This is a genomic window from Methanobrevibacter sp. (genome assembly GCF_017431965.1).
Classification (GTDB): Archaea; Methanobacteriota; Methanobacteria; order Methanobacteriales; family Methanobacteriaceae; genus Methanocatella.
Window position 1 is genome coordinate 1 of the sequence record NZ_JAFRKB010000011.1, and the last position, 13,097, is coordinate 13,097.

The window sequence follows — 13,097 nt, forward strand, 5'->3', positions numbered from 1 at the left end:
ATTGGTGATAAAATATGAAGTTCGGTATAGAATTCGTACCTCAAATACCATTAGATGAATTAGTAAAATTAGTAAAATTAGCAGAAGACGTCGGTTTTGAATACGCATGGATCACAGACCACTACAACAACAAAAACGTATACGAAACCTTAGCATTAATTGCAAACGCTACTGAAACCATTAAAATGGGTCCTGGTGTAACCAACCCATACGTAAGAAGCCCTGCAATTTCAGCTTCCGCTATCGCAACCATTGACGAAATCTCAGAAGGAAGAGCAACCTTCGGTATTGGTCCTGGTGACAAAGCAACTTTCGATGCTTTAGGAATCGCTTGGGAAAAACCAGTATCCACTATTAAAGCAGCAATCGCTGACATTAACACTTTATTATCTGGTGGAAAAACCGAAGCTGGTGCAGCATTAGGTGGAGCAAAAGCTGTCCAAGAACACATCCCTATTTACATGGGTGCTCAAGGTCCTAAAATGTTAGAAACCGCTGGAGAAATCGCAGATGGTGTATTAATTAACGCTTCAAACCCTAAAGATTACGAAGCAGCTATGCCTATGATTAAAAAAGGTATCGAAGCAGCTGGTGGAGACAAAGAATTTGACGTAGGTGCATACACTGCAACTTCCATTGGTGCAGACTCTGATGCAGCTAAAAACGCAGCTAAAATTGTAGTTGCATTTATCGCAGCAGGATCCCCACCTCCAGTTATCGAAAGACACGGATTACCTGAAGGATTCAACGAACAAATGGGTGCTTTCTTAGCTAAAGGTGACTTCGGTGGAGCTATCGGTGCTGTAACTGACGAAGCATTAGACGCATTCTCAGTATGTGGTACTCCTGATGAGTTCATTCCAAAAATCGAAGGCTTAGCTGAAATGGGTGTAACTCAATACGTAGCAGGATCCCCTGTTGGTAAAAACGTAGAAGAATCCATTAAATTATTAGGAGACGTAATTGCAAGTTTCTAAACTTGCTTACTTCTTTTCTTTTTTTATTTTTTTATCCCCTTATACACAACTTATTAACTAACTAATTTTTCAGCACAATTTTTAATTATAAAAAAGTCATAATAATATAATATTACATTTATTGTTGCAGGTATTATAATGGAAATTGAAAATCTTACAAAAGAAATAAGGGCAAGAGCATTTGAGAGAAAAGATCCAAAAACTCCAGAACAGGTTGGAGCAAGCTGGTATAATGATGACTTAACCTATGACGGCGTTTCAAAAACATTATTCATAATATTGCCAACACCAGGGTGTTCATGGGCACTTGGCGACAGCGGCGGATGTACCATGTGCAGTTATGTGTCAGATTGCACATTAGAACCTATTGATACAGAAACTATCCTAAAAATATTTCACAACCACCTCTCAAGGCATCCAATAGCTGAAGAGGACAAAATCTCTGTCAAACTATTTGCATCAGGAAGTTTTCTAAATCCTTATGAGCTTCCAAAAGATGCTCGTGATGAAATTTTGAAAACTTTAGTCGGTTTAGGTAACGTCACAGAAATAATCGTTGAATCAAGACCTGAATACGTAAAAGAGGAATATCTGGATGAAATCTTTGATATAATTGGCGACACATTATTTGAAGTGAGCATTGGACTTGAAACCTCAAACGATTATACTCGCCTTAAAAAGATTAACAAAGGATTTACTCGTGAAGACTTTGAAAATGCAGTTAAGTTGATGCAGAATTTATCCGCAACCAAAGGTTATAATTTAAAGTCAAAAGCATATATTTTTGTTAAACCCATCTTAGTATCTGAAGCCCAAGCAATAACCGAAGCGATTGAAACCGCAAGATACTGCAACTCAATAGGAGTCAACAGACTTTCATTTTGTCCCGCTACCATTCATGGAGGAACCGTCATTGAGAGATTCTGGAGAAAAGGAGCTTATCAGCCACCATGGATTTGGTCATGTATTGAAATAATCAATACTGTTAGGGATGAACTGGACCTGCCTGCACTTTTAGATACATCAGGATTTGGATCAAGACGTGGGCCGTACAACTGTAAAAAATGCAATAAAGATTTGAAACATATGATAATAGCTAATAATTTAACTCAAAGCAAAATCGAATATGACTGCGAATGTAAGAGTCAATGGTTAGCTGAAATAGAAAATTGTGATATGAATAATTCAACTGTTGAAATTAAACATATCCCATTATATTAAAATAATTAAAAATACTATATTAATATAGGAGGAAAACATGAAAAGTAAATTCATTAGTTTACTAGCTATACTTTTAGGAATGGTAATTATCATATTTCCAGTACTTGGAGTAATTGGGGTAAGTTCATTAATTGGACTGTCTGTATTATTAGTATCTATTTATCTGCTCGTATTAGGGGTATCCATAATCGACTATAATACAAGTGGTGCTATAATCGACTTGATTTTAGGATTACTGTTATTGTTCTTAAGTATTGGTTTAATATTTAATCCAGCACTTCTTGGATTTTTAACTGAAATTTCATTGTACTTTGCTGGAATAATGTTAATAATCGTCGGACTGGCTTCCCTTATCAACAACCGCAGCAGCAGATATGGATTTTACATTGGAATATCAGGAATTATACTTGGCGTATTATACATAATCATTGGAACTTATCTTGCAAATCCAGTTATTCTTGGTTCATTAATAGGAATATGGTTAGTAATAAGCGGTATATTAAAATTAATGGATAGATAAACTATCCTTCTATTTTTATTTTTTTGGTGTTAATATTGATTGGAATCAGTGCAGATTTTGACCCAGTGCATAAGGGTCATGAAAAATTAATCAAGGAAGCTCAGAAAATCGCAAATAAAGAAGATAAAAAAGTCGTTGTTTATCTCAACAAAGGCTATAGTGCAAATCATGCTCCTTTTTTTGTGGATTTTGAAGCCCGCCGAGATATGGTTCTGGCATTGGGTGTTGATGAAGTTAAATCCTTCGAAGGACTTCATCACAGACTTGTTCTATCATATAGTGTTCCAATCAGACTCAAACAAATGATTGATGAGGGAGTTACTGACTACATCACCTCAGCAAGCATCTCTCTAGATGAGATTAAATCAAAAGCGCAGAAGTTCATTGATGAAGGAAATTTCGTTGGAATGCCCAAGCATTACACCAACAGAAATGAAATTCGATGGTACGCATTAAATGAATTTTTAGGCTCCAAACTAAAATTCCACATAGTTGAGGAACTCGATAAATCAAAATACTCAGGAAGACTAATCCGACAATCTATTATAGATAACGGAATGGTGATTCCTTCAAATGTATACAAATTAGTTCCAAAAACTACCTGTGAGATTCTCGAACGGGAAATAGCTTTAGGAAATGTTCCCGGCAAGAGAAATTGGGATGAAATCTACAAGAGGATGAACACCTACTCCAGGGGAAATCTTGAAAAAATAGCTTACCTGAACGGGAAAACCATCAATGAGATTATTAAAAGAAGAGTGTACAGAGACCCTGAATCAATTTGGGCTGTTTTTAGAAGGTCAGAATACGGACCAGTGATGACCCGTCTTGCAATCAGCACAATTGAAGAGGAAGTTACTAAAAGAGAAGTAATGGATTTGATGAAAAGTTATGAATCTGAGGGAGTTATACCTGACAACCAAAAAGTCCAAAGGGTAATCGATAGGGCATGGTATGTTGCAAACAGCACCCTCCCTGCAAAAGAGGCGAATGAGAAATTTAGAAGCGAAAATATAGTTGTTAGTGATGCCCCTCTAACAATTGAAGCGGGACTGAACTTAACAAAATTTGAAAGTAAAATTACCAAAGAGGGCATTGCCACAGACCTTTATGTAGATAAAAACGGCAGAATTTCAGTCCAATTTAAAAGCGAAGGAAAAAAGATTAAGACTAATTTAAGATTGCCTGCGCAGGAAGTAACTTATTTAAGATACATCATGGATTCTCATTTTATTCCTGTTGAAGGAATGATAAAACAAGCAAAAAAAGGATTTAAAGTTAAAGTTACAGTTGGCTGAACTTTTCCAAGGCCGCTTTAACCATGACCAGATTTTCATCATTGAAATAGCTAATCATCTCTTGCAGTTCTTCTGACTTTCTTTTTGGATTATTTAATGTATTTTTTATTCTTGAAAGTGATTTGTTCTTAAAATCGCTGCCCTCAGTTATGGATATTACATCAAAAAATTCATTTTCCAGATTATTGTTTTTGGCAATTTCAAAACTTTCAATCAAAAGTGCGGTAAGTGTCTTGGTATAGCTGCTTCTAAGCAATTTTAAAATTGCCGCATCACCCACATTTTCACTGATTAGTTTTATATTTAAAAATTCACCTAAAAACAATAATTCCTGAGCGGATTGGCCTGAAACATATAACGTAGGATTATTTGAATCAATTTTGCCTATTATGGCCCCATCAACCAAATTATCAGCACATTTATTAATTTCCAAAGTGGTTTCAGGAGATATGTTGTTTAAATCCAAATATATTCCATTTGATAATTTTCCATATTTCCTAGCTATATTCAAGGCAGATTTTGGTGATGTTGCTGAAATTAGAATATCTGACAATTTTGCCACTTCATCGAATGTGGATGCCAATCCAACATTAAGCTCATCAATAGCTTCGATTGTGGATTTTGATCTATTCTCTTTAGAAGTTAAAAACTCTATATCATCTGACTTTATTAATTTTACCAGATTTTGAGAAACTTTTCCAAATCCAATCAAACCTATAATCATAAAACCACTTTACTTTTTAAAAAGAAGCATGTCCTTTAAATTGACACCAATATCATTAGCAATGGTATTGCATTTTGCACATAACAAGAAATAAATATCTTTAGAAGACAAATCTATTTCTGTCAATCCCTCATAATTCCCCATACCCTTTGAAATTATGAATTTATGGGAATTGAAAATCTCTCTAAATTCATCTGAAATCTCACTGTCCACATAACCTACGGTTCCGGCACCGATTTCAACAATTGCGCCAAACTCATCAAGCCCCGCTTCCAATGCATCCTCCATGCATGCATCATTTAAAATCGGTTCTGATTTAACCGCAATCGTAATATCCAAACCATATTCCTTAATCTTGGCCATCAACAACTTATCAAAAACAATCTCACCAGTGTTATCCACCATATATAAGACTTTATCATGTTTTTTAAGTGATTTTTCAAACTCTTCAATATCCTTAACAACGAGGTCATTTCCTAAAGATTCATTGATTATCGAATCAACATCATCATCAAGGGTAAATGCTCCAAAATCAAGAATATTGCCGATAATAGCTATCTTCACGTAATTTTCCAGACTGTCATTTTCCTTTAAAATTTCTTTGACGCGAGGCAGATACTTCAAAGCTATTTCGTTTCCATGAATCTTTTCCCTATAATAAGGGTCTTCACAACCTGTTTTGCTTTTAATGATATTGTGCATTATTGAACCTGTCTTGTTGGAATTGGTGCCTTTTGAAAAATTGTCCGCCAAAAAATTGAAAATATCATTCATGATTTCTATTTTAAGCAAATCATCATCACACGCCAAATCCATTGCTTCACGAGCCTGTCTTAAAAAGCAAGGCCCACATTCATAACTGATTTTCAAAGTTAACCACCGTAAATAATTTGAACCAATTGAATTTCATCACCGTCATTGATTACAGTATCCTCAATTACCAATTCACCATTCTGTTTGGACACCATGGTTTGAGCTGATAATTCCAATTCATCTAATAAATCTTGAATAGTGTAATTTTCTTTAGGTATTTCTTTTTCTTCATGTGTATCTTTATATTTTAAAATAAATGACATTCAATCACAACCTAACTCTTCTAAAAAGGAACATGCCTTGCATAATCTATTTGCTGAGGGTTCCCCGCATTTTTCACATCTGCCATGAGAATAATCCTTTTTAAGTTCTTCTTTTAATATCCCTTTAATTTTATCATAACCCCTTAAGGTAGAATATTTGATTGTCGGATGCTTTTGTGCAAGTTGGTTGATGACCTCTGAAACTTCCCCTCTAAAGGATTGCATTGCATAAGGACAGCTGTCAAAGTGGACCTCCAATTCCTTTGCAACAACATACACTCCTATTTCACGTTCCGGAATTTCACGAAGAGGCTTGATTTTGACTGTAAATTCTTCAGCCTGGGATTCAGTTTTTGCACCTAACTTAGTCAGATTATCGGTATTTCCCTCAAGATAATTCATCATTATTGCTTGAACTTCATCATCTAAATTGTGTCCAGTTGCTATTTTAGTGGCCCCCATCTCACGTGCTGCCTTGTTAATGATTGTTCTTCTAAATACGCCGCAATAAGTACAAGACCCCTTATGATTTTCCTTCTGCATTATCTCATCTAAAGTTATTCCATATTCCTCTTTTAGAGATACTACCTTATGTTCGATGCCTAATCTCTGAGCATGCCTTATGGCAATGTCAACACCCTCTTGGCGATAATTGTCAATGCCTTCATCAACAGTGACGGCACATAAATCAATGATATTCATTTCGCGAAAACTGTTTAAAATTTCCAAAGTGGTAACACTATCTTTTCCACCTGAAAGAGCAACCAGAACCTTATCTCCTTTATCCAGCAATTTTTCTTTTCTAACTGTTTTGATAACCTTTTTTTCAATTGATTCTATGAAACAGTCTTTACACAGCATCTGACCTGATTGCTGTCTTTTAATTATTACTTTCGGATTACTGCATTTACTACATTTCATATTATACTACCTACATCTGCTCTACAAAGTGAGCCAATTGGTTTAGGGTGTTCACTTCAAATACATGGGCTCCGGCATCTTCATACAATGATACGCAACTATCTACAACATCCCATTTATTCCTATCTTCAGGATTTAATATTACAAGCTTTTTGCAGTCCCTTACCATTTCTTCAACCACTCCCACACTAGCAGGAATTCCATTTACCTTAGGACCTGCCCAATCCCTACAATCGGATAAAATGATTATATAAGATTTATTGTTAATATTGGCCATGTCTTGAAATTTTGTGAAGGCTGAATACATGTCAGAAGTTCCATGAACCATCATGTTTTTTACCCTTAAATCTTTAACTTTTATAAAAGAGTCAATCAGATACTCTTCATTTAATGCCTTAGTAGTTTCAATGACCTTATTGTCAAATTCAAAGGTTCTTGATTTTTTAAAGGCAATCTGGGCTGAAAACATTAACATGAAAAACCAACTGCTAATCCATTCACATGATCCGCTTATATCATTCAAGAATAAATGTTCGTTTTTATGAGGTCTCGGCTTTGCTTTAACCAGTTCAAATGGAACTCCCCCATATTTTAGATTAGCTCTTATTGTTCTTCTCATGTCAATTTTATTAGAATTTGTTTTGACTTTTCGCCTTGAACGTTTATTTGCAATTCTTTTACCCAATCTTTGGCAAATTTCAAGCATTCTAGGGTCGAATCTGTTAAGTTTTGTTAAATCTTTGTTCATCAGCTCCCCATCTCTCTCGAGTTGCTTAACTTCATCCAAAAGAGGTTGGCCAGATAACATTTTCAATTTTTCATTGTTAATCTTTTCCTTTTGAATTTTACCGTATGCATTATTATTCTTTTTGATTACGTATTTATTAGATTTAGGTCCTTTACCTCTATATGCGGTTCCGCGTTGGTCTACATTTTTTACTTCTTTTTCAACTTCCTTTTTGAAAACCTCTTCGAAAATCTTATTGAATTTAGGAATGTCATATCTGTCTTTAACATAAATGGCCATGAGAGCTGTCTTTAAAAGTTGCCTGTCCTCTTCGCCAAAATCCATATAAACCCGGGTAGCGGATTGAGTACTCCTAATACTAACCGGAAGACCGCTCTTTCTGAGTTGAGCTGATAAAGTTGCAATTTTATTAATCATTTTATCTTTTATCTAAAACATCTTTAATGACCCTTTTTTTGTCACTTTCTGTTTTGATAGCCACACCAATACTGTCTTTTAAAGATTTATCCAAATCTTTAGTTCCCAAATTTGAAACTGACCTAACCCAGTCAACAGTTCCTCTTACTGAAGGTTTTTTCATCAAGTTAAGATTACGTATACTATGGACCAGTTTAACAACAGTTGAAACAGTTTCATCATCTGCTTCGGGTATCTTTGATTTGACAATTTCGATTTCTCTTTCGACTGTAGGATATGGAATATATAAAAATAAACATCGATCCTTTGTCTCATCAAGCAGGGATCTCTGGGAATTGGATGTCAATACTACAATTAAATCATTTTTAAGTTGAAATGTGCCTAAATCATTTATTGTTATTTCCTGTTCCCCTAATGCCTGAAGCAAAAAGCTTTCTACTTCCTCATCGGCCTTATCAATTTCATCAATTAGCAATACGGAATCATTTTCATTTAAGAATGCATTGAGTAATGGTCTTCTGATAAAATATTCCTCATCAAAAATCTTTTCTTCACTATTCAACTCATTTTTGGCTGCTTCTAAATGCAGCAATTGTTTTTGATAATTCCATTCACCAACAATCTGTTCAAAGGTAATTCCTTCATAACATTGAATCCTGAAAAAGTCCCTTTCAAAAGTCCTTGCAACTACTTTAGCCAATTCTGTTTTTCCAACACCCGGAGGCCCTTCAATAAGCATAGGTTTACCTAAAAGCAAGGACAAGTATAATGTTGTTGAAATCTCAGTATTGGGAACATATTCTGCACTTAACAGACTTTTATCAATATCCTTAATTGTAATATTTTCAACTTCCACAATGAAACCTTCATATAATTTAATTATAAATAAAATTTAATTATGAATTAATATAAACTTTATGTAAGTATAATCTTTATTAAACAAATACATCATATATTATATTAGGTTAAAAATTGGAGGTTAAATATGGAAAGAGAAAATGCCATCATAATTGCACTAGCCATACTTGTTATTATTACAGCATGTGTAGCAGTATATGTCACAGGCAATGGAATTAAATTTGAAGGTGAAAGCAAGATGAGTAACTTTACACCAAATAAAACAGTGGAAAACACTACAAACGTTTCATCATCTTCAACTCAAAGCAATACTGCAACATCCTCCTCATCAAGTTCAAGCAGTGGAAGTTCTCAAAGCTCCGGCGGAAGCAGTTATACTCCAGATAGCGGTGGTAGTAGTGATACTCCTGTGGATCCAACACCATCCCCTGATGAAGGTGGAGACGGTGGAGGTGACGTTACTCCCGATGGAGGAGGCGAGCAACCAACAAGTAGCGGTTAATTCGCTTCTTGAAAAAAACTAATTTTTAAACTCATCAGGATTTTTGAATAATTCAAAATCCTGAACATATTCTTTTCCTGTAATCATTGCTATTTCTGCTTTTTGAAGTTCAGAACCTAAATAAGCGGCATGTTCCATTCTAGTAACTAGTTCCTTTTCAATTATTTCTTCATAGATTTCCTTAGCAGAATTTCCAACAATTACCAGGTCTGCCTTGTTCTTTTTAAAATGAGTTGCAATAATTTGACTTTCCTTAACTGTTGTTCCATAATCTACACTTATTTTGAAGCTACCTGCCTTATCCCTAACAAATCTTAATGGTTTGGATTGTCTTACTTCCGGAATTCCATCACGTTCATTTAAAATAATGTCATTACGTTTATGCTTATCCTTAAAGACAACCATATTTATTCCCAAATCTTTTGGAATGGATTTTCTATGTTTAGCAAGAAACATCATTTTAGATGCAGTAGCTAATTCATAGACACTGCCTCTAGTTTTTCCACTTTCTTCAGGTGTGAACAATATGCTCACTCCCAATTCCATACCTATTCCCGCAAGAAGTACATTGACACCACCGGAATCGGCATCCATCAGTTCTGTTACATTTCCAACTCCAAAAAACATCGGTGCTTTATTGGTTTTGTGGAATTCATGGCATGCTATAATAGACTCGACAATGCTTGAACTGTTTACAGGATCCAAAATTAAATCCGCAACATATCTCAATCCTTCAGTATCTTTAATTAATTGATGCATGGACTCCACTCGCTCAAGAGGAGTTTTCGGTGAAATGCCTTGTGAAAAATTAGTTGGAAGCAATACTGCAGGAATATCCTTTTCCTTCAAGATTTCCTGAACTTCAGAATTATTGCCTAAATCCAGACTCAATACAAAGTCTATTCCATTTTCAGCCGCAACTTGAATCTCTTTAGGATTTAATGTATCTATACTTAACGGCCTATCACCAACAATTGGCCTTAAAGTTTCGATTAATTCAGGTATCTTATCTGAAAAATCTTCACCAGCGGCCATTCCAATATCAATCATATCCGCACCGGAATCAACAAAATACTGGCATTTGTTAATTAGCGCCTCTTTTGATAAAAATGGAGCATTGGCTATCTCAGACAATACCCTCATTGGAAAATCTTCACCGACCGGGAGTTTGCCAATCATAATATTATTTGGCTTTTCAAGAAGTTTTTTGATATTTTTCTCATCGCTTTCAAATTCTTCAATGAATTTGAATGCTTCTTTCCTTTTTTCTTCTTCAATTAATTTATCAGCAGGCTTATCTTCAGATAATGTGATATTTTCCAAAAGATTCAAAACCATTGCCAAATCCGCACCATCAGTAGATCCCTTAAATGTAGGTATGCCCAGTTCTTTTGTAATTTCTCTTGTTCCTTTTTTAATTAATCCTGGAACTAAAATCATGTCAATTTCATCTAACTGGTCTGAAAAATGAGTTTTAACTTCTTTAATTATTAGTCTTGGAGTTAAAAATGCTGCAACTTGAGTATTACCGGCGATATGAACAATAATATCTTTATTAGAATCTGAAACAACTTCTTTAATTAATGGATATGCCAACTCGCCAGTAATTATTAAAACTTTCATGATAACCCCTCAACATTTACTAATTAATATATTATTATATTAGTTATAATAAACTCTTTGAAAATTACTTTATCCAACAATAATAAAATATGTTAAAAAAATTATAGAAATTTTTACAAAGTATGGGAAAGATATAATCAGATTTAATAAAAAAATAAACAATAAACTAATAATCTATTCAAATAAAATTAAACATTTTTAATAAAATTACATAAAATTTATATATTTTGGAATTTATAATGATTATACATGATAAATATATGGAGGAAAAATTAATGATTGAAATTCGTTTTCATGGAAGAGGCGGACAAGGTGCTGTAACTGCTGCTGAAATTCTTGCAAAAGCAGCATTTAAAGACGGTAAATATTCCCAAGCTTTTCCATTCTTTGGAGTTGAACGTAGAGGAGCTCCAGTTATGGCTTTCACAAGAATTGATGATAAGCCAATTGATTTGAGATATCAAGTATATAATCCGGACTACGTGTTAGTTTTAGATGATGGATTATTAAATGTAGTGGATGTATTTTCAGGAATTAAAGACAATACTGCAGTAACAATTAACACTGAAAGTTTTGAAGGCAGTGGAGAACATGAAGTATACAGTATTGATGCAACTGGAATTGCATTAGACATGTTAGGGCGCAATATTGTAAATACTATTATTTTAGGGTATTTTGCTAAGAAAACCCAAGCAGTAAGTATTGATTCACTTCTTGAAGTGATTAAAGAAACATTCCCTGGAAAAGTTGGAGAGCTGAATGTAGAAGCTACTAAAAAAGCTTATGAAATGGGATAAGGGTGATTTTTATGGTAAGTATAGGATGTGTAATTAAAAACCCCGGTAATAGTAGAAATAATAAAACTGGAAGTTGGAGAACATTTAAACCAATCCTAGATAAAGAAAAATGTATTGATTGCGATAATTGCATTCTCTTCTGTCCAGACGGCAGTGTAAACAAACAACATGATATTGATTACGATTACTGTAAAGGATGCGGAATTTGTGCAAACGAATGTCCTTCCGATGCAATCGAAATGGTAAAAGAATAAAGAGAGTGATGAAATGGTAAAAGAAGTAATGACCTCAAATAAAGCAGTCGCAGAGGCTGTTAGATTAGCTAAACCACAAGTTATTCCTGTTTATCCAATTACTCCTCAAACTACAATTTCAGAATACTTAGCACAATATGTTGCTGATGAAAAAATTGATGCTAAATATGTTAAAGTGGAATCCGAACACAGTGCAATAAGTGCTGCTGTCGGAGCTAGTGGTGCTGGAGTAAGAGTATTTACAGCAACATCCTCACAAGGATTAATGTTAATGCACGAGATTTTATATGCTGCAGCAGGTATGAGAGTGCCTATTGTATTAGCAGATGCAAACAGAGCAATTTCTGCACCATTGAATATTTGGAATGACCAACAAGATTCAATTGCTCAAAGAGATGCAGGATGGTTGCAAATTTATGTTGAAAATGCACAAGAAGCATTAGACACTACTTTAATGGCATATAAAGTTTCAGAAAATCCTAGCATATTGCTTCCATCAATGGTATGTTTAGATGGATTTATTTTAACACACACAGTAGAACCTGTTGAAATTCCAGACCAAGAAAGCGTAGATAAGTTCTTACCTCCATATGTTCCAGAACATGCTTTCCTTGATCCAAAAGAACCAATGTCCATTGGTAACTTTGCTGACCCTAATTATTATACTGAAGCAAGGCACGATATGGAAGTTGCAATGACCAACTCACTTGAAGTAATCCGAAAAACTTGCGATGAATTTGCAGAAATTTTCGGAAGAGAATATGGACTTGTCGAAGAATATAAAACAGAAGATGCCGAAATTATCTTTGTCGCAATGGGATCACTTTGCAGTACACTTAGAGTAATGGTAAACCAATTAAGAGAAAAAGGTGAAAAAGTAGGTTTACTTAAAATTAGAGCATACAGACCATTCCCTGTTGAAGCAATTAAAAAAGCAGTAGCAAATTGTGATAAAATAGCTGTTATTGATAAAAACTTCTCATTTGGAATTGGTGGAGCGTTATATGCTGATATGAAAGTTAAAATCGATAAAGAAATATATGGATTTATTGCAGGTCTCGGTGGAAGAGACATTACCCCAGAGACAATCATGGAAGCATATGAAAAAATTAAAGCGCCAGAACAAGATGTCACATGGCTTGGACTTAAGGAGGAATAGAT

The 13,097-nt window shown here is 34.5% G+C and carries 15 protein-coding genes; 8 read left to right on the forward strand and 7 right to left on the reverse strand.

The annotated features are described in order from the left end of the window. Nucleotides 1-14: 14 nt before the first annotated feature. From mer to IJI93_RS01185, 4 genes are all read left to right on the forward strand, one after another. Nucleotides 15-977 carry a 5,10-methylenetetrahydromethanopterin reductase gene (mer, locus tag IJI93_RS01170; RefSeq protein WP_292818697.1) on the forward strand — a complete coding sequence of 321 codons (963 nt, stop codon included), beginning with the start codon at nt 15-17 and terminating at the stop codon, nt 975-977. 138 nt (nt 978-1,115) lie between these two features. After that, nucleotides 1,116-2,198, forward strand: a complete 1,083-nt coding sequence (locus IJI93_RS01175) for an archaeosine biosynthesis radical SAM protein RaSEA (protein WP_292818700.1) — start codon at nt 1,116-1,118, stop codon at nt 2,196-2,198. 37 nt (nt 2,199-2,235) lie between these two features. Next, nucleotides 2,236-2,718: a DUF308 domain-containing protein gene (locus IJI93_RS01180; protein WP_292818703.1), complete on the forward strand. Its 483-nt coding sequence runs from the start codon at nt 2,236-2,238 to the stop codon at nt 2,716-2,718. Between the two features lie 26 nt (nt 2,719-2,744). Continuing rightward, the gene (locus IJI93_RS01185; protein WP_292818706.1) at nt 2,745-4,016 is read left to right on the forward strand and encodes a cytidyltransferase; all 1,272 of its coding nucleotides are present in this window, start codon (nt 2,745-2,747) and stop codon (nt 4,014-4,016) included. Here IJI93_RS01185 and IJI93_RS01190 read toward each other — a convergent pair. Genes IJI93_RS01190 through IJI93_RS01215 form a run of 6 tightly spaced genes read right to left on the reverse strand, consistent with a single transcriptional unit; the run spans nt 4,003 to nt 8,758 of the window. Then, a complete protein-coding gene (locus IJI93_RS01190; RefSeq protein WP_292818708.1) occupies nt 4,003-4,740 on the reverse strand; it encodes an NAD(P)-binding domain-containing protein in 738 nt (245 codons plus the stop codon). The two genes, IJI93_RS01185 and IJI93_RS01190, sit on opposite strands and share 14 nt — an antisense overlap. Nucleotides 4,741-4,749: 9 nt before the next feature. Further along, a complete protein-coding gene (locus tag IJI93_RS01195) occupies nt 4,750-5,610 on the reverse strand; it encodes a DUF89 domain-containing protein (RefSeq protein WP_292818710.1) in 861 nt (286 codons plus the stop codon). Between the two features lie 2 nt (nt 5,611-5,612). Continuing rightward, complete coding sequence (locus tag IJI93_RS01200) at nt 5,613-5,816, reverse strand: MoaD/ThiS family protein (protein WP_292818713.1); 204 nt, start codon at nt 5,814-5,816, stop codon at nt 5,613-5,615. Next, nucleotides 5,817-6,737 (reverse strand): TIGR00269 family protein, encoded by a 921-nt coding sequence (locus tag IJI93_RS01205; protein WP_292818716.1) that lies wholly within the window; start codon nt 6,735-6,737, stop codon nt 5,817-5,819. Nucleotides 6,738-6,747: 10 nt separating this feature from the next. Continuing rightward, a complete protein-coding gene (locus IJI93_RS01210; RefSeq protein ID WP_292818719.1) occupies nt 6,748-7,902 on the reverse strand; it encodes a VWA domain-containing protein in 1,155 nt (384 codons plus the stop codon). 1 nt (nt 7,903) lies between these two features. After that, nucleotides 7,904-8,758 (reverse strand): MoxR family ATPase, encoded by an 855-nt coding sequence (locus IJI93_RS01215; RefSeq protein WP_292818721.1) that lies wholly within the window; start codon nt 8,756-8,758, stop codon nt 7,904-7,906. A gap of 129 nt (nt 8,759-8,887) precedes the next feature. Between IJI93_RS01215 and IJI93_RS01220 the strand changes: the two genes are divergently transcribed. After that, complete coding sequence (locus IJI93_RS01220) at nt 8,888-9,262, forward strand: hypothetical protein (protein WP_292818724.1); 375 nt, start codon at nt 8,888-8,890, stop codon at nt 9,260-9,262. 18 nt (nt 9,263-9,280) lie between these two features. Here IJI93_RS01220 and IJI93_RS01225 read toward each other — a convergent pair whose 3' ends face one another. Continuing rightward, a complete protein-coding gene (locus IJI93_RS01225; protein ID WP_292818728.1) occupies nt 9,281-10,885 on the reverse strand; it encodes a dihydropteroate synthase-like protein in 1,605 nt (534 codons plus the stop codon). A 275-nt stretch (nt 10,886-11,160) separates the two neighbouring features. Here IJI93_RS01225 and IJI93_RS01230 point away from each other — a divergent pair, with 275 nt between their 5' ends. Genes IJI93_RS01230 through porA form a run of 3 tightly spaced genes read left to right on the forward strand, consistent with a single transcriptional unit; the run spans nt 11,161 to nt 13,095 of the window. Next, nucleotides 11,161-11,682, forward strand: coding sequence for a pyruvate ferredoxin oxidoreductase subunit gamma (locus IJI93_RS01230; RefSeq protein WP_292818731.1), 522 nt, complete (start codon nt 11,161-11,163; stop codon nt 11,680-11,682). 11 nt (nt 11,683-11,693) lie between these two features. Continuing rightward, complete coding sequence (porD, locus tag IJI93_RS01235; protein ID WP_292818734.1) at nt 11,694-11,936, forward strand: pyruvate synthase subunit PorD; 243 nt, start codon at nt 11,694-11,696, stop codon at nt 11,934-11,936. Between the two features lie 13 nt (nt 11,937-11,949). Then, complete coding sequence (porA, locus tag IJI93_RS01240) at nt 11,950-13,095, forward strand: pyruvate synthase subunit PorA (RefSeq protein ID WP_292818737.1); 1,146 nt, start codon at nt 11,950-11,952, stop codon at nt 13,093-13,095. The last annotated feature ends 2 nt before the right edge of the window (nt 13,096-13,097 follow it).